This window comes from Paracidobacterium acidisoli (assembly GCF_003428625.2).
Taxonomy (GTDB): domain Bacteria; phylum Acidobacteriota; class Terriglobia; order Terriglobales; family Acidobacteriaceae; genus Paracidobacterium; species Paracidobacterium acidisoli.
The window spans coordinates 171,851-189,072 of record NZ_QVQT02000001.1 but is presented as its reverse complement, the minus strand read 5'-3'; the positions used below and the strand labels follow the sequence as shown (position 1 = coordinate 189,072).

The 17,222-nt window shown below is 54.9% G+C and carries 16 protein-coding genes and 1 tRNA gene; 6 read left to right on the top strand and 11 right to left on the bottom strand.

The features are described 5' to 3' along the window. Positions 1 to 15: 15 nt before the first annotated feature. A complete protein-coding gene (locus tag D0Y96_RS20640; RefSeq protein ID WP_117297304.1) occupies positions 16 to 876 on the bottom strand; it encodes an STAS domain-containing protein in 861 nt (286 codons plus the stop codon). A 183-nt stretch (positions 877 to 1,059) separates the two neighbouring features. Between D0Y96_RS20640 and D0Y96_RS00830 the strand changes: the two genes are divergently transcribed. Further along, positions 1,060 to 1,494, top strand: coding sequence for a response regulator (locus D0Y96_RS00830; RefSeq protein WP_117297302.1), 435 nt, complete (start codon positions 1,060 to 1,062; stop codon positions 1,492 to 1,494). Positions 1,495 to 1,766: 272 nt separating this feature from the next. Here D0Y96_RS00830 and D0Y96_RS00825 read toward each other — a convergent pair whose 3' ends face one another. Then, the gene (locus D0Y96_RS00825) at positions 1,767 to 3,968 is read right to left on the bottom strand and encodes an outer membrane protein assembly factor BamB family protein (RefSeq protein WP_158562113.1); all 2,202 of its coding nucleotides are present in this window, start codon (positions 3,966 to 3,968) and stop codon (positions 1,767 to 1,769) included. Positions 3,969 to 4,213: 245 nt separating this feature from the next. Here D0Y96_RS00825 and D0Y96_RS00820 point away from each other — a divergent pair, with 245 nt between their 5' ends. Then, a complete protein-coding gene (locus D0Y96_RS00820) occupies positions 4,214 to 4,459 on the top strand; it encodes a CHY zinc finger protein (protein ID WP_252263420.1) in 246 nt (81 codons plus the stop codon). Here the strand turns inward: D0Y96_RS00820 and D0Y96_RS00815 are convergent. The 3 genes from D0Y96_RS00815 to D0Y96_RS00805 all read right to left on the bottom strand — a co-directional run bounded on the left by D0Y96_RS00815 (position 4,432) and on the right by D0Y96_RS00805 (position 6,471). Further along, entirely contained in the window at positions 4,432 to 4,893 is a 462-nt protein-coding gene (locus tag D0Y96_RS00815) for a GAF domain-containing protein (protein ID WP_350448935.1), read from the bottom strand. The two genes, D0Y96_RS00820 and D0Y96_RS00815, sit on opposite strands and share 28 nt — an antisense overlap. Before the next feature lie 62 nt (positions 4,894 to 4,955). After that, the gene (gene msrB, locus D0Y96_RS00810; protein ID WP_252263364.1) at positions 4,956 to 5,573 is read right to left on the bottom strand and encodes a peptide-methionine (R)-S-oxide reductase MsrB; all 618 of its coding nucleotides are present in this window, start codon (positions 5,571 to 5,573) and stop codon (positions 4,956 to 4,958) included. Next, entirely contained in the window at positions 5,566 to 6,471 is a 906-nt protein-coding gene (locus D0Y96_RS00805; RefSeq protein WP_252263363.1) for a redoxin family protein, read from the bottom strand. Before D0Y96_RS00805 ends, msrB begins: the two co-directional genes overlap by 8 nt. Positions 6,472 to 6,702: 231 nt before the next feature. Here D0Y96_RS00805 and D0Y96_RS00800 point away from each other — a divergent pair, with 231 nt between their 5' ends. Further along, positions 6,703 to 7,416: a M24 family metallopeptidase gene (locus D0Y96_RS00800; RefSeq protein ID WP_117297291.1), complete on the top strand. Its 714-nt coding sequence runs from the start codon at positions 6,703 to 6,705 to the stop codon at positions 7,414 to 7,416. Between the two features lie 360 nt (positions 7,417 to 7,776). Here D0Y96_RS00800 and D0Y96_RS00795 read toward each other — a convergent pair. After that, a tRNA-Asp gene (locus D0Y96_RS00795) sits at positions 7,777 to 7,853 on the bottom strand. A gap of 450 nt (positions 7,854 to 8,303) precedes the next feature. On the opposite strand from D0Y96_RS00795, the gene D0Y96_RS00790 reads away from it, so the two are divergent. Beyond that, positions 8,304 to 8,552, top strand: a complete 249-nt coding sequence (locus D0Y96_RS00790) for a hypothetical protein (RefSeq protein WP_252263362.1) — start codon at positions 8,304 to 8,306, stop codon at positions 8,550 to 8,552. Between the two features lie 6 nt (positions 8,553 to 8,558). Here D0Y96_RS00790 and D0Y96_RS00785 read toward each other — a convergent pair whose 3' ends face one another. The 5 genes from D0Y96_RS00785 to D0Y96_RS00765 form a co-directional block, all read right to left on the bottom strand. Continuing rightward, entirely contained in the window at positions 8,559 to 8,837 is a 279-nt protein-coding gene (locus D0Y96_RS00785) for a LysR family transcriptional regulator (protein WP_117297289.1), read from the bottom strand. 188 nt (positions 8,838 to 9,025) lie between these two features. After that, positions 9,026 to 10,900 (bottom strand): TolC family protein, encoded by a 1,875-nt coding sequence (locus D0Y96_RS00780; protein WP_252263361.1) that lies wholly within the window; start codon positions 10,898 to 10,900, stop codon positions 9,026 to 9,028. A gap of 67 nt (positions 10,901 to 10,967) precedes the next feature. Continuing rightward, a complete protein-coding gene (locus D0Y96_RS00775) occupies positions 10,968 to 11,690 on the bottom strand; it encodes an ABC transporter ATP-binding protein (protein ID WP_117297979.1) in 723 nt (240 codons plus the stop codon). Between the two features lie 14 nt (positions 11,691 to 11,704). Next, positions 11,705 to 12,964, bottom strand: a complete 1,260-nt coding sequence (locus D0Y96_RS00770; RefSeq protein ID WP_117297285.1) for an efflux RND transporter periplasmic adaptor subunit — start codon at positions 12,962 to 12,964, stop codon at positions 11,705 to 11,707. A gap of 54 nt (positions 12,965 to 13,018) precedes the next feature. Further along, positions 13,019 to 13,996: a tetratricopeptide repeat protein gene (locus D0Y96_RS00765; RefSeq protein ID WP_117297283.1), complete on the bottom strand. Its 978-nt coding sequence runs from the start codon at positions 13,994 to 13,996 to the stop codon at positions 13,019 to 13,021. A 185-nt stretch (positions 13,997 to 14,181) separates the two neighbouring features. Here D0Y96_RS00765 and D0Y96_RS00760 point away from each other — a divergent pair, with 185 nt between their 5' ends. Together D0Y96_RS00760 and D0Y96_RS00755 are read left to right on the top strand one after the other, a co-directional pair. Beyond that, the gene (locus tag D0Y96_RS00760; protein WP_117297281.1) at positions 14,182 to 14,508 is read left to right on the top strand and encodes a PadR family transcriptional regulator; all 327 of its coding nucleotides are present in this window, start codon (positions 14,182 to 14,184) and stop codon (positions 14,506 to 14,508) included. A 9-nt stretch (positions 14,509 to 14,517) separates the two neighbouring features. Next, positions 14,518 to 17,217 carry an ABC transporter permease gene (locus tag D0Y96_RS00755; RefSeq protein WP_117297279.1) on the top strand — a complete coding sequence of 900 codons (2,700 nt, stop codon included), beginning with the start codon at positions 14,518 to 14,520 and terminating at the stop codon, positions 17,215 to 17,217. The last annotated feature ends 5 nt before the right edge of the window (positions 17,218 to 17,222 follow it).

Below are 17,222 nucleotides of genomic sequence, written 5' to 3'. Positions count from 1 at the left end.
TCGTTCTCCTCCTGATTAAAGCCTGCTCGTAGCGGCTTTGCGGACCACGACATGTCCCGTGCGCTGCATGGCGATGCGGAAGGCATCGGCAAGACTTGCTTTCGTAATGATGTCGCCGAGCTCCACTCCAAGGTGAACGATGGTCTGCGCAATCTGCGGCCGGATGCCGCTGATGATGCACTCCGCACCCATAAGCCGCGCCGCCGTCACCGTCTTCAGCAGATGCTGCGCCGTCAGAGTGTCGACGGTGGGAACGCCCGTGATATCGATGATGGCCAGCTCCGAGCCGGTCTCGACGATCTTCTCCAGCAGGTTTTCCATGATGGTCTGCGTGCGGCTCGAATCCAGAGTTCCGATGATGGGCAGAGCCAGTACCCCGTCCCAGAGTTTTACGACCGGCGTCGAAAGCTCCAGCATCTCCTCCTGCTGCCGGGCGATGATCGACTCGCGCGTCTTTTGATAGGTTTCCATCGTGTAGAGGCCGAGCTTGTCGAGCAGCAGGGTCGCGGTCCAGATTTCAGCAAGCTGGTCCTCAGCACTGGGCAGGGAAGCGCGGATCTGGTTGAAGAGCGGCTGCTTGAAGGAAAAAACAAAGGTTGCGGTCTCGCTGGGGCTGAATCCGAGCGCTGCCCGGCTGGCGGAAACCTCTTCCAGAAACCTGCGAACCTCCCGGAAAGCCTCTGTGTCGGTATCGGCAGCGTCCCCTCTCGTTGCTGCCTCCTGAAGAAGCTGCAGAAAACGCCGGGACTGCGCGCGGAGATCCGCCTCTGACAGGCGGTGGCTGATGTCGCCGAGCTGATTTTGTTCGCGGGTCCAGTCATCTAACAGAGCCGCTTCATGCTTTCGGAGAATTTCGGGAATCCTGGATGTGCTCACCGGGACCTCTCAGTGGGAATGATTTGACGCTTCAGTATAGCGGACCGGTTTCCTCGCGGAGAGTTCTCCGAGGAAATATCTTTTGTTGAATCAGGGGATTAGAGAATGGCGCTTTTTGGTGCTTTCTAAAGATTGACCCGGCTGGAGTCTACCCCTACAATAAAGCGAATTTACTCTGAAGTTATGAATACCAGAACTATGGAGACTCCAGGTTTGCAGTCTTTGCATCGAAGCCTTGTTCTTCTCGTGGATGACAATCACACCCATCAGTACTCGCTGGGCAGGCATCTTCACGAATCGGGTTTCGACGTGATTCATGCCCATACCGGCGCGGAAACGCTGAGCCTGGTATCGGTTCGCCAGCCCGACGTTATTCTTCTGGACATTCATCTCCCCGACACTACGGGATTCGATATATGTCAGCGTCTCAAGGAAAATCCCGAGACGGAATCGATCCCTGTCGTCTTCCATTCGGCCACGTACGATACGCAGGCGGCTAAATCACAGGCTACCGATCTTGGCGCGGTCTCATTTCTGAGTTATCCGATCGATATCGAACACCTCGTCAGCGTTCTGCGAGGCGCCACCGTCCGGGCGCAGGCAAACCGCAAGGCTTAATAGCCGGTTCCGGTGTCTCGCGAGTTAATTATCCGCAGAGCCTTCACTGCTCAGATTCGCGTAAAGCCTGCCCGGTTGCAGGGAAGAGCCATACTTTTGAGCGCAGGCTCTCGGGGATTGTGCCACTGAAAGTATCAGCAGCGCTGTTCCTCTGCGAAGGAACAGGCCGGGAGCCAAGCTGACGCAGCCAGCCAGTGCGACAGAAGATGGTGGCAGGCAACGAGCAGCAGAAGAAAGCGTGTCAGGCTCCTTCTGCGCTCAAGGTGGACGGGTTACTTCTTTTCAGGAAGAGCGAAGACAACAAACTGGTTGTGGACCTCAGGCGCTGTCCCACCCTTTGCGGTTCTGGGAGTAACTCCGCTGGCTGCGGGAACTGCGATGTATTCGCGGCCATCGACGGAATACGCCGCCGGAATACCAACAGCCTTCTCTGGCAGATTCCCCTCCCAGACAGTTTTACCGGTATCGGGATCGACTGCCATCAGCTTCTGCAGGCGAGGTTCAGGAACGAAGAGCAGATTGCCGCCGGTAATGACGATGCCGAACTTGGTGAGATCGCCGGTTCCGGTCTTGATGCTCTTGTCCGGATAATTGGGGTCACTATCGACAGGCACCTGCCAGATTTGCCGGCCGGTATTCATGTCGTAGGCAGTGAGCACGGTCCACGGTGGGCGCATGACGCCATCACCGGTGGATTTGGAGTACCAGTAGCCGTAATCAGTACGCCAGCGAGGCTCGCCTTCTGCAAGGCCTTTCATGACTTTGCGCGGTGGCGCGTCGCTTGGCATGAAACCATTGTTCACATAGGTGAGCAGGTCGGTCATGGACTGGCCGGTGATGTTGGGGAAGCCCGGCATGGGCGCCCTGCCATTGTGGATAAAGTCGGTCAGCTCTTCCTGGTTCATGCGGGCGCCAACGCCGACGAGTGACGGGTAGTTGGGCGAGTGTCCCATCCGGTCAGGTCCGTGACACATGGAGCAGTTCTGCTGATAGAGCGAGCGGCCGCGCTCCATAGGGTTGTTGCCTGCGCCGAACTTCGGTACGGATTTTTTGAGCTCGATGACGTCGGGGATGTTGAAGCCGATGACGTAGACGCGGCCTCGGACAGGATCGGCCGCAGTCATGCCGAAATTGGCTCCTCCGTTGGAGCTGGCGGTCTGAAGTGTAGGTCTTGTGGACGGTGGCGTGAACATGCCATCCCAACGGACGGTGTTGAAGCGCCTGATGATCTCCGACCGTTCAGGCTCGGGAATAGCAGGGTCGATATCAGCCGCGGTGTAGTTCTGGCGGATGAAGGGCTTGAGTACGGCAGGAAACGGCTGAGTGGGCGAAAGCTTTTCGCCCTCCATGTGCTCGCCCTGTGGAACGGGACGTTCCTCGATCGGAAAGAGTGGTTTGCCGGTCACGCGATCGAAGGCGAAGAGAAAGCCGGTCTTGCCGGCGATCGCGACTGCATCCACTGCCTTGCCATGACTCTTCGCGGTAAAAAGAACGGGCGTGGAGGCAAGGTCATAATCCCAGAGGTCGTGATGAACATCCTGGAAGGTCCAGAGGAGTTTGCCTGTCGGAATGTCGATGGCAAGGAGGCTGTCGGCATAGCGGTTATCTCCGGGGCGATCGACTCCCCAGAAATCATAGGTAGGTGCTCCGGTGCCGGCATATAAAATGCCTCGCTTTTCGTCGACAGAAGCCTCAGACCAGTTGTTGGTTCCTCCATGGAAAGCTCGCGGGTTGGGACCCCATTCATCAGCATGCGGCTCGCCCGGCATGGGAATTGTGTGAAACTGCCAGATGAGGCTGCCCGTGTTGAGGTCATAGGCGCGGATATCCCCAACAGGTGAGCCGTACTCTTCACCCGGGCTGGAGCCGACGAGCAGCGTATCGTGCCAGACACGCGGCGGAGAAGAGTTCTGCACGTTGAAGATGGTTTCGGGATCGCGCTCGAGTCCCTGCTTCAGGTCGACGTTATAGCCGGGGTCAAGTTTGCCGGTGTTGGCGTCGATCTGGCGAATGCGATTGGCAAGAAAGAAAACGATGCGCTTTTTGGTGTGGTCCGTGCTCTCCCAATAGGCAAGACCGCGCTGACGGGGGCTCACCATTTTGGGCTCGGAAACCCAGATCTCCCTGCCGCTGGCGGCATCGAGCGCGGCGATAGAACCGTTTCTGCCGATGACATACATGACGTCCTTGACGACGAGCGGATTGCCGGTGGAGATAGAAGCTCCGATGTCATAGGTCCATGCCACTTTTAACTGGTCAACATTGGACTGATTGATCTGCGAGAGCGGAGTGTAGTGATTACCGTCCGCATTGCCTTCATAGGCAGCCCAGTCGGCATTCGCAGTATCAGAGGACTTTTTGGGAGCGGCGGCATGCACGGCAAGGACGCATCCGGCTGCGATGGCTATGCCGGGGATAGCTATATGCAGAAAACTGCGGCGTGACGCAGAAGTAAAAGAGAAAAATGCTTTCATCCAGGGCTGCCTCGTGTCGCTGCTTTGGGATAGGTGGAAAGGCCCGCGAGCGAAGCATACATGATGCAAGGTGTAATGCACCATACGCAACATAAGGAATCAGCAATTTCTTTAAAACTGGTCTTCTCGTACTGTGTTCTGATAGGCGTGTGACGCTGAGGAGGCCGGAGGTCCGGGGAGTTGCTGTGGATGCGGAGACGAGGTGTGTCCACTACCACTCACCGCTGGACATCATCGCAATCAGGATGGCCTGCTGCGGCGTTTACTATGCCTGCAAAGAATGTCATGAATTGCTCGCTGGTCATGACATCAAAGTCTGGCCGCGTGCAGAATGGGATGCTCTGGCAATTCTTTGCGGAGCCTGCGGGAATGAACTGACGATTCGCGAATACATGAACAGCAGCCACCTGTGCCCGCACTGCGGAGCCGGCTTCAACCCAGGCTGCAGAAATCATTACCGCTTTTATTTTGAATCTGACGAGACGGTCTGAGTCCGTTCTATAAAGCCGCCCACAATCACGGCGCATAGTTCGAGGAACTCTTTATCCTGCGGCGTGAAGGCCGCAGGGTTATGGCTGTCGATGTCGATTTCACCCACTACCGCACCACCGGCTCGAATGGGCACGACAATCTCAGACTTCGTTTCCAGAGAGCAGGCGAGATAACGCGGATCGGAATTGACGTCGTCCACGATCACGGTGTCATTCTGCGCGACAGCGGCTCCGCAGATTCCCTGGCTTACGGGAATGCGTACGTGCTCGGTCGGCGCGCCGTGAAATGGTCCGAGGATCAGCATCTCCGGATTCTCGGGATCGAGCATGTAAAAGCCTGTCCAGTGATACCAGGAAAGGCGCTGTGAAATGATCCTGACGATGAAGTTCTGCAGCGCCGCGAGATCGGATGCGGATTCTGCAAACGCACTCACTTCGGCAAGGATCTGCGTATAGGCATTCCCGGGCACGCTTCTGTTTTGCACCCCATAAAGCATCAGGCAAACTTCACGAATTTAAGTGCCACCGAGTTCATGCAGTAGCGAAGGCCGGTCGGCCTTGGTCCATCATTGAAGACATGCCCAAGATGGGCGTCGCACCGCCGGCACGACACTGCCGTACGCTCTATCCCCAGAGACAGATCGAGGATTTCACGAATATTTTCTTTGGCGATCGGCTGCCAGAAGCTTGGCCATCCTGTACCTGACTCAAACTTTGTATCGGAGCTGAAGAGCGTGGTATCGCAGCAGATGCAGTGATAAAGACCCTTGTCATGCAGATCCCAGTACTCTCCGGAGTAAGGTCTTTCCGTGCCGTCCTGCCGTGTTATGTAAAACGCAGCGGATGACAGCTGTTGCTTCCACTCCGCATCGGTCCTGGTGATGACCGGTAAAGATACGGTATCTCCCCGTTGTCCGGCGGCGGAAAATTCAACGATCCTGACCTCTTTCAGCGCACCTGTCTTCGCTTCGACGCGCTCAGTCCCATATCGAAGATTGAGGAACATCGCGGTCACGGCAGAGCTTCCGGCGATCACAAAGAACCGACGAGTCATTTGCTTCGCAGCATTATTTGCTTTCTGTTTCATGAGCACCTCCACAGGTTTGTCATCCAAAGGTGAAAGAAAACGCCTGCACGCCCGGGTCCTGAAATTCAATGGTGAAGACATGGTCTCTGATGGCGTCTTTTTGTCTCACCAGCTGATAGAGGCGGTGATCTGTTACGACTCCGTTGCCCTGTGCGTCCGTGTCCACTCCATGATTCTCTCCGGGAGCCTGCCCGTCAATCGTCACCCGAAAGCGAATCGGTGTGCCATCGGCGGATGAACCAAGTACGAGATGCAGATCGCGGGCGTGAAAACGGAAGATAATCTTCCCGCCGGCCGACCTCAGAACGGCGACCTGCGCGTAGTCAACCCATTTGCCGGCAAGCCCCCATTCATTCAGCCTCAGGTTTTCCGGAGCTGCGTAAAGCTGCTCCTGACCCTGTCTGATCCCACCCGGCGACCCAAAGTGATCAGCGCGCGCATAACCGATATAGGTTTCAGGGGAGAGAATCTGGCCCATGTCGGCGGCAGCCTGAACCCCCTGCCCATTCACATGAACGATGCTGGGCGGCATTCGTTTTGCATTCGCCTCTTTCAGCAGATCCTGTATCCATCGTTCGGACTGGTCGTAATCTCCTTCACCGAAGTGCTCATAGCGTACCTTGCCATTCGCGTCGATAAAGTAATGGGCCGGCCAGAATTCATTGTGGAAGGCATTCCAGATGGCATGATTGCTGTCCAGGGCAATCGGATAGGTAATGCCGAACTTTTGAACTGCTTTCTGTACATTGGGCAGTTGTTTCTCAAAGTCGAACTCCGGCGTGTGTACTCCGATCACGACCAGACCGCTGTCTTTATATTTGTCCGCCCACGCGCGAATATAAGGCAGAGCACGCAGGCAGTTGATACAGGAATAGGTCCAGAAGTCGACGAGAACAACCTTCCCCCTGAGCTGTTTTGCTGTCAAAGGTTTGGAATTGATCCACCCCGTTGCCCCTGAAAGTCCATACAGCGGCGAACTTCCGACGATGCTTGGCGGATCCTGCGCGGCTGCGGGCTGACAGGCAGATGAGCATACGACGATGATCGCCGCTATGATGGACAGTTTTACTTTTCGGCAACAGGAAACCACGGACATCGGATTCAACCCCTTCTGTCGGGCACTATACGGGCACTATAAAGGTTAGCGAGGTACAGCATGTCAGATGAGACCACTTCGGTAGACGCTCTGGAAGAGAAAAAGGTTACAGAACTCCGCGAGGCGCAGAGTAAGGCAGAACAACTCTTTCATGAGGTCGAAGCTCGCGGATTGATCCGTCCCGGCATCACGGAGAGCCGGCTCAATCAGGAGATCTACGATCTGGCAAAGGAGATGTTCGGCATTTCTACCTACTGGCATAAACGGATCGTCCGTGCCGGAGCCAATACACTGCTGCCGTATGCCGAAAATCCACCGGATCATATCATTGGCGAAGACGACATTCTGTTTCTCGATCTTGGACCTGTATTTGAAGACTACGAAGCTGATTTCGGCCGCACGTTCGTCATCGGGCCGGATCCGGCAAAACTGAAGATGCGCGATGACGTGGCGAAAGCATTCGCTGAAGGGAAGCGTCACTTTAAGGAAAATCAGGATATTACGGCGAACCAGCTTTTCGCCTATGCTGTTTCTCTTGCCGAGAGATATGGCTGGGAGTTCGGCGGTCCGATCGCCGGACATCTGATCGGCCACTTTCCGCACGAGCGAATTGCAGACGACAAAGTGACGCTTTATGTCCACCCGGGTAGCAATTTGCGGATGCGCTCTGCCGATGAGAAGGGTCAGAAACGCCACTGGATTTTGGAAATTCACTTCGTGGACCGTAAACGTCAGATCGGCGGCTTTTTTGAAGAATTACTGACTACAGACTGACCACGGGCGAGCATTCATTTCATCAGTCTGCCGCAGAATCAGTCTGCCCTCGATCTGTGCTGGCTTCAAAAGCAGAACGCCGGATCAGCCATTGCCGGATTTGCGGTGCGCGGTGGCCATCGCTGGAGCGGCCTGGGAAAGTGTTCGCGATGCTTCGGCGGAATGAAGAGAATCGCGGCTGATCTCGCTCGTGGGTAGACGAGAGTGTGATCTCCGCGACGAAGCGCGAGGCCAACAATCGAGTGATGGAGATGGTGTTCGAGACAGGAAGAAAGAAGCTTACGGCACCCTCGTCAGCACCCTCAGAGGAGGTTCTTGATTTTGCCACTTGCCATAAAACCTTCGTTTTCTTAGGTTTTATGGCGGGGACGACGGGGCTCGAACCCGCGACCTCTGCCGTGACAGGGCAGCGCTCTGACCAACTGAGCTACGTCCCCAGATTGTTTTTCAACAACTTGGCTATATGTCACATAGAATCAAGCGTTTCGCAGATTTCGCTATTTTCGCTCTCTTCTACCTTATCGCTGCTGTGGACTCGGTTTTTAGGCTTCGGTGGACACCACGTGGACACCAAATAGGACTCCAAACCGCAACGGCAACTACAAGATTAAGTCTACCAGATGAATCCGTTTTTTGGTGTCCGCATCGCCCTCTAACCGGAGGAAAAAATCGTTCGTCCAACCAGGCCAATTGGTCGGAGAGTTGTCGCCCTGACGAAACGCAGTGCCATCGAACTGATTTGACCCAATAGCAAAGAGAGAATGACATCCCTTGGAATCATTGTCTATGCTGGCCTAGTACGAGGGAGGGTGGCTGAGGACGAATCAGACGATGCACAGCCAATCTCCACATCGACCTTGGGAGGCCGGTACTACATGCAGGTGAGGATGGTTATCTTCCCCGGCGAAGATGGGCTCGATGTGGTTGTCTGGGGCAAGTGGTCCAAAGGGACAATGCGCCATCGCCATTTCGAGTGCCGCACCAGCATGATTGCCGTGCTCCAAGAGTTGCGCTTGCTCAACTCTGAAGATGCGCAAAAGCTGGAAGAGTTTGTTTTCTTGGACTACTGTCCACTTTACTCAGCCGAAATCGAGGAAGACGTGCTCGCGGCGCATGGCTTCCAGCCTGCCGGATAGGCAGGGTTATGAGTCCGGCCTTCTCGAATTGTCGTGCTGGATCTTGTCGTGTTTCGCAACGGCCTCTCGGAAAACCCTGACGAGGAACCGTCCTTCCTCGGTCAGCTCGACTTTGTTCTGTCTAGGCTTGAAGATATGCAAGTAAAGCTGCGATTCGAGCGCAGAGATTTTCTCTTTCAAGACGCCAGTTGGAATATTCAGCTTCTCTGCGGCCTGTAAGTAGTCCAGCTCGTCCGCAAGGACAACTGCAACCCGCTTCAACGTTATGTCAATCGATTCAGGCACTCTTGATACTCCTCGACTTGAGTGGTTGACCTGGGGAAAGTAGTCTTTCAGTCGGCCCGACTGTTCTCCTGCGACAGTCTTTGCCCATATGTGTCTTGCTCGCCACGCAACCGATGCGGGAAGTTCATGAGACCTTTCTCGAAGAAATCAAAATAGTGACTTCACTTTCGCAAGAGGCTTCGCGTGGTTCAACGAGTTTTCGCTACTGCACCTTGTTTTGCATCATCAATTGCAATTCCGTGGTTTTCGAGTGTCGATCCGACTGCACGCTCAAGCTCAATACGACTCTTTTCATAGAGCGTTTCCGCTTCCGCCAGTGATGATTCCGCAACGGCGAGATCACGCTGTGCAAGAAGAGTCTGGGCGTTTGAGCCTGCTCCCAACTGCTGCTCCTGCTTTGAAATATCGAAGGTCTTCTGAGCCAAGTCGCATCCCCTACGAGCAGAGGCAACGCGGGCTTGACTCTGTTGCAAGGCATATAGAGCGTTGCGGACTTCGATCCGAATCTGTTTCTTTTGCTGCTGAATGAGCAGCTCCGACTGGCGATATTCCAGCTCCGACCGATATTGGTCGGATTTCAGGACGCGATTCCTCAGAGGGATTCGCACGGACAGACCTACGAGATAATCAGGTGAGCTATTGTTGAAGGCTCTGCGTATAGCAGCGGAATTCTCAGTTGGCACCGACGAATCGTAGCCGGATGCCGGGTTATCAACTCCGGCAAGGCCGGAGCCTCCGTAGTAGCCTTGCAGGCTCACAGTCGGAAGCAAAGCATTGCGCGCCGCAGATCTGCTGATGTTTCGGCTCTCTAGGTCGATGGTTGATTCTTGCAGTTCCGGTCGATCACGCAGAGCCTCGTTTGTGAGGCTCTCTAGCGTCGAACCTGCCGCCGCGTCCGTATCTAAATTCATTCTTTCGGTTGGCACGACGGGAATCTCTTCTAGTGTGAGATCGTCAAGGTTCTTCGTCAAAGCATTCTTTATCAATGACTCCTGAAGCACCAAAGTTGTCTTGGCAGAAGTTAGGTCTTGCTCCCTGTTCTCCATCTCCGCGCCAGCTTTGGTGACATCCATTGCAGGAATTGCGCGCAGTTCCAATTGTCTTTGATCCCTGTCCAGAGTCTCCTTGGCGAACTGGAAGGAGCGCTCCTTGACCTGCACGTCCTGATAAGCGTCCGCCAAATCCCAATACATATTGGCGATCTGCGTTACCGTCGCAATCACCTGGTCTTTGAAGGCGATATCTGAAATCTTGCGATTGTTCTTTGCGATCCGCAGATATCGAAGGTTCGGCCCTAAGCCGAACCCCGCCAGGAGTTGTTGCTGAAAGGTGATCCGGTAGTAGACGTTGAGCGCTGGATTCAAGTAGTTGTAAATACTGTTGCCAGTCTGCCGAGTGTCCTCAAAGTTGAAACTGAACGCCGTCCCCGTTGGGAAAGCCTGACTATATGTGAGGTTCGCGCCAGTGGTATTCAACTGTAAAGAAGGAACACCGTATATCTGAAGATTGGATAGCGGTTGAGTGTAATGTTCGATGCTTGCTGTTCCTGTGATCGTGGGATCGTAGGAGGAAACCGCGGTGCCTGCGCCCAATGTGGACTGAACGATACCAGAGGCTCCACTTCCGGCACCTCCCGCTCCACCTGTCGTTCCTCCTGCGCCAGCGCCAGGAGCGCCAGACCCCAATCCGCCAACGCCGCCTCCCGGCGTGTTCTGAACGATGCCAGCGTTGACACCACGAAAGGCACCACCCGCCCGTGTCCGTTCGATGTCGGCTTCAGCGATGGGAAGGTTATAGCGAGAGATGGCGATGTCGAGATTATTTTCGAGGGCGAGGCGGATGGCATCATCGAGCGATAGATACAACTTCCCATCACGGATGAGCTGGTCGATCCGAGGTGAATTTGCGAGACTCGCTGCGGGAACGAGACTCGGGATGTAAGGTCCAAACGGATTCTTCGACCTCGGAAGATTCAAGTTCAAGGCCGGTGTCTGTGCCACAGTCCGCTGCCAGGAGCCGATCACTGAACAAATCACGAGAGTCGAAGTAAAAAGTCTCTTCATAAGCATCCATCTTCACCAGCTAGGGTCTAGGCACGTCGGTATCAAGCACACCGAGATTGAAGCGTCCCTACGCCTCAATCTCGGTCAGCTTCCGCTTTAGCTCTTCTTCGGAGACAACCTGTCCGTCAAAGAGGTGTACTTGACGGTCTGCATGGGCCGCGAACCGAGGATCGTGGGTCACCATGCAGATCGTTGCTCCTTCCTTATGTAGCTCTGCCATGAGCTGCATCACGGCCTCGCCATTCCTAGAGTCAAGGTTTCCGGTCGGCTCATCGGCAAGAAGGATGGAAGGAGAACCAGCAAGTGCCCTCGCCACAGCTACACGCTGTTGTTGACCACCGGAAAGCTGCGACGGATAGTGCTTCATGCGGTGGGCCATCGCAACTCTTTCCAACGACTCCTGAACCCGACGCTTGCGTTCGGCTGCGGGCATTCCGGCACGATATGTCAAAGGCAACTCGACGTTCTCAGCTACAGTCAGATCCCCAATCAGATTGAAGCTCTGAAAGATGAAGCCAATCTCCTGATTTCGTATCCGCGACCGCTCCGAGAAGCTCAGATTGTCTACAGCTCGTCCATTAAGCTGATAGCGTCCGCTGGTTGGAGTATCCAGCAATCCCAGAATCGAAAGCAGAGTAGACTTCCCACAACCTGACGGGCCGGACATGGCAATGTATTCGCCGCGCTTGATAGAGAGTGCAACGCCTGAGAGTGCGTGCGTCTCAACCTCGTCCGTGTAGAAGACCTTTGTGAGTTGGTCTATCTGAATCAATGGCTCGTTCGCTTCCATCATTTGCATCACCTCTATTGGAGCTGTACCCGATCTGCTTTATCCCACCGCGACATATCTGAAAGGATGACTGTATCTCCCTCCTTCAAGCCGGACACGATCTGAATAGTGTTCACTGAAGCCCGGCCTACCTTCACCGGCACGCGAGTAGCGGTGTCGCCCTTACCGTCGATCCTGAAGAGACTGATTGTGCTGTCTTCGTTTCCGAAGGCTGGCCTGCCCACATACAGCGCGTTCTGCAAACGATCCAGGTCGATGGTCCCATCGACGCTCAAATCCGGTCGGGCACCCTGGGGCAACGAGCCTGTGAGAGCTACATCCACGGTTACTGTTCCGTTTTGGACGGCAGGGTCGATGCGTGAAACGTTCCCCGAGATGAGGCCATTGTGTGTGTCGATTTCGGCAGGTTGGCCGATTTGAATATCGCGGGCCTGGGTCTCAGCAATTTTGAGCGATGCTTTTAGTTGATCGGGCTGAACGACCTTAGCGAGCGTTGTCCCCGGCGTCACATGCTCACCTACCTGATGCGGAAGGTCTACCAAGACACCGTGTATCCCGGCGCGCACCTGTAAAGCATCGATCTGCTTCTGTTTCAGAGCCAGCAGCGTTTTCGCCTGCTCGACCTTGGTCTGTTGCACTTCAAGTTGAGTGGCAATGGCGTTCTTGTTGACATCCAGACGTTCTTTTTCGATGCTTGTCCGCGTTGTATATTCATCAGCCTTGCCCTGCGAGGCGTCATACGTCAATCCGCTGATGACTCCTAGCTGGTAAAGAGCCTTATCCGTTTGCGCCTGTTTCTGTGCTTGCTGATTGTCCGCATTTACGGTGGCCTGCGCTGACCGCTCGGTCATGAGATCGCTCTGAAGCTTCGCTTGCAGATTGCGATACTCAACGGAAGCCGCCTTCAGCTCCAGTTGTGCATCAACAAGCTCCTGCTGCAACTGCGGGTCGGTCAATTCCATCAACACAGAGTCGGGCTCGACCTTCGCACCGGGCAAAATATCGATACGGACAACCGTCCCGTCCGTTTCGGCTGGTATCAGCCGAAGCCGGTCCTCGCGTGGTACTAATGTGCCGATGCCCCGCACTTGGCGGACCATCGGGCCACGCTTCACCGTATCTGTCCAGACAGAGCTTCGCTCGACGGTCGGGAGAGCAGGCCGCAACCGGGACACTCCGTACACCGACGCAGCCAACAACACTACTAGCGAAAGACCAATGAGCAGGACTTTCTTCCGTTGCTTTCGTTTGAGGTCTGGACGCTGAATATCCATATCGTTGTAAATCTCTTTCGCGGACGAGAAATCCGAAATATAGAAGTTGGCTGCCTAGAGACGCGGATACGGTTCGTACGATCCACAGCGTGTACAGGAACCGATCCCAAACTTACCGTGAAGTGACTGTTCGACTGTTGCCTGCATTTGAGCGGCTTGGTCATGTTGCCCTTCCATATCGAGCAATCGGGAATAGGGCACCAGTGCGGAGAGTGTTATTGGGTCGTTATCACCGAGAGCTTGCTTCAGAATCCCCATTCCTCTGCGGATATTCGAGTCGGCATCAACAACGTCGTTGCGTTGCAGATAGACCTTCCCGATCTGGATATAGGTCTCACCGACTTTGTAGTCATGTGGGCCATATGCACTAGTCCACGACTGCAATGCCTTCTTGTATGCCTCAAAGGCCGCGTCTGATTTGCTTTCCGTGTAGGCCAGCCAACCGACGTTGCTGTAAAAAGTGGCCATGTCGCCTGTGGCGAATTTGCTAGCGAAAGGCATTTGCTCGAATGCTTTGTCCATCAGCTCATGAGCCTGCCGAAGCTTCATTGTTTTGATCGCCAAATTGGCCTGGCTATTTCTCTCTTCGAAGATGCCTTCGTGATCTCCCAACTGTTCGTACAGATTGAGAGCCTGATCGCGCGCCTTGGATTCACGACTGCTGTCGTCAAGTTTCATGTAGACCAATCCAAGTTGATCGAGAACAGCAGCTTCCTCTTTCAGATTTTCCGGGTTGGTAGCTTTGACAAGCCGGAGGGCTTTTTCACTGCACTTCCTGGCTTCGGAATAATTGCCAGCACCCAGATATGCTGATCCGAGCGCACTCAACGCTTCCTCCGTCTCAGCCGGAGACATGGAAGCGGATGGAGTATTTACGATCCGTTTGAGTACCGTGACGGCTTCCTTGAAAGCACCTTGATTGCGCAGGGCGATGGCATGATTCAGGTCATCTCGGACGGTCGCTTGCGATTGGCAAGTCAAGAATGCGAAGCCTAGAAAGATAACGCCTAGTCGTGCAAATCGGTTTGTCATGATGATCCTCCGCTATGGCCGATACCCAAGCCTACCCCTAGACGGCTAGGGCTACGATTAAGAGCTATAAGCCGTTGCACACCTAGATGTCAAGGCATCCAGGCGACGAAAGAGCGCGAATACCATGCTCATTTGACACCCCTAGCGCTCTATGGATAGCATCTGCTCCAACGAGGTTTGCGCGAATGGCTAAGACCGACCTTCAAGGTACTGTGGATCTTCTTGTCCTCAAGACACTTGCCCAGACCGGGGAGCTGCACGGCTACGGAATTGTGCTGCACATTCAGACTGCTTCCGATGAATTGTTGCGGGTCGAGGAAGGCTCCTTGTATCCAGCCCTGCATCGCATGGAACAAAACGGCTGGATCAGCGCGTCATGGGCACTCACGGAAACAAATAGGCGGGCGAAGTATTACAAGCTCACCGCTGCCGGACGCAAGCACTTACAGGAAGTCGAGAAGAACTTCGAACAGCTTGTGAAGGGTGTACGTGCCATGCTGCGTTATGCATGAAGGTGGTCAATGTCTTTTCTCCGTCGCATGGTCAATTTAGCTTCGCGTTTGCAGTTGGACCGAGAGATCAGAGATGAGCTTCGGTCGCACATTGAAATGCGGACAGACGACAACATCGCAGCCGGAATGTCTCCCGAAGTTGCAAGGCGAGATGCGCTGCTGCGATTCGGTAATCCCACGGCCATCAGAGAAAGGATTGTGGCCGTCGATGCTGGATTGGGGGTTGAGATGTTCTTACGTGATCTTCGATATGCGCTTCGACAGTTCCAGAAAAATCCCACCTTCGCTCTAACGGTCATCGGAACCATCGCTCTTGGCATCGGCGCGACCGTTGCGGTATTTAGCGTCGTCCATTCGGTCTTGTTACGCCCGCTCCCTTATCGACAGCCGGACAGGCTCGTTGTTGCAACCGGGGAAATGCGTAATCGAAATACCTCCGATCTTCCTTTCTCTAGCCCTGATTTCGTTGATCTTGAGAATGGGGCCAAGCGAATGTTTGACGGATTCGCCGGTGTGAGGACGGGCAAGATGCTCTTAGCGCATCGGGACGGCACGATGGAGCAAGTTCGTACCGCGTCGATCACGACGAACTTTTTCAGCGTACTAGGCGGAAAGGTGCTGCTGGGACGCGATTTCAACCAGGCGGATGCACCCTCGCAAGGTGGAACGCTCGACGCAGCAACGCCAACACAAGCCGGGCAGAACGCCGCACCACCGGCCATTCTGAGCTATGAGTATTGGCAGCGGCGCTACGGAGGCAATCCCGCTGTAATCGGGCAGCGCTTGTCGAGCGATGCTAATAACGGCTCCGAAATTGTTGGCGTTCTTGCGCCTGGGTTTGAGCTGCTGTTTCCACCGAAGGCGGATGTCGAGCGCCTGCCGGACGTCTGGATTGCCACGCGCCTGACCTACAACAACGCGGATAGGAAGACTTTGATATACCGCGTCATTGGGAGATTGAAAGACAGCGTTAGCGTAGCCAATGCGCAATCGGAAGTGGACGGCGTTGCCTCCCAGCTAAGAAGAGATTTTTCTCTTTGGCAAACATCGGATTGCCACATCCAGTTGCACCCGATGCATCAGTATCTAGTGGCAGAGTTGACGCCTTCCGTTATCGCCTTGATGGGGGCTGCCGCGTTCCTGCTGCTCATTGCCTGCGCCAATGTGGCAAATCTTCTGTTAGTACGGATGTCACTCAGGGAGCGCGAGCTTGCAGTTCGCAATGCTTTGGGAGGCGGACGGTGGGATCTGATTCGCCAAGTGCTAGCAGAGGCGATGCTGCTTGCCGGGGCCGGTACGCTCTTTGGTTTAGGGATCGCTTGGACAGCCGTTCACGAACTAGCGAACTTCGCGCTGCCCAATCAACCTCTCCTGGCATCGGTGCATTTAGATGCGACCGTCATTACATTTGCCGCGCTCTTCGGCATTGGAGCAGCGGCCCTCTTCGGAGTTGGTCCTGCACTGCATGTGTCACGCCCAGCTTTGATGACTGTTCTGCGGTCGGGCGGTCAGAACTCGTTGCTTGCTGGTGGACGCCTTTTGCGCAACGGAGTTGTGGTTGCGGAGATCGCTCTATCCTTTGCACTACTGGTCGGAGCCGGGCTAATGCTTCGTAGTTTCCTGAAGCTACAGAATGTCGATCCTGGATTCGATGCTCGGAATCTTTTGACTTTCCAAATCATTGCTCCTCAAGCATCCAGCCCTGAGCAACGCAGCGCTGTCACGCGCGAGATTCATGATTCCCTGACAAGCATTTCCGGTGTGACGGGCGTAACTGCCGCGTCACCTTTCCCGCTGGCGGATCAGTTCTTTCCCATCCGCTGGGGGACAGAACAGGCACTCGGCGATTCAAGCAAGTTCCAGTCCGCTAACTATCAGGTGGTCTTGCCGGGATACTTTGAAACGCTCAAAACACCTCTGCTTGCAGGTCGTAGCTTTACAGAGGCAGATAGCGCGCCTGAACGCAATCTCGTCATCATCGATCAGCTTCTCGCTGCGAAAGCCTTCCCCCATGAATCTGCCATTGGGAAACGCATCCTGATCCGTTTGCGCACACCCGAACCGGAGTGGGTCGAGGTCATAGGAGTTGTGGCGCATCAGCGGGATACATCCTTGACCGAGACTGGCCGGGAACAAATCTATTTGACAGACGGCTTCATGGGACACGGTTTCGCCACGCGATGGGCGATTCGAACATCCGGCGACCCATCCGCATACGGGCCAATCGTTCGTAGTCATATCACTCAATGGAATGGCCAAGCGGTTCTGACTGAGGTTGAGCCTATGGACGACTTGGTAGCACAGGCACAAGCCACGACTCGCTTAGCTTTCCTCTTGATTGGCGCGTTCTCCGTTGTGGCCTTGCTGCTTGCTGCGCTAGGTGTCTACGGTGTTCTTTCGACCTCGGTTCGCCAGCGCACCTCGGAAATCGGCGTGCGGATGGCTCTTGGGGCTACAAAGGCCAAGGTGTTCAGCCTAATCGTGGGGCAAGGTTTAAGGCTTGGTGCGGCTGGTATTCTCATCGGCTGCGTCGTAGCACTATGCCTGTCTCGATGGATTCGCAGCCTTCTAGTAGACACAAAGGTCGTCGATCCGCTTACGTATGTTGGGATCACGGGGGCGTTCTGTCTGGTCGTAGCTCTTGCTTCCTGGCTACCTGCACTTCGGGCGGCCTCGGTCGATCCAATGCGTGCGTTGCGAAGTGAATGAGAGGC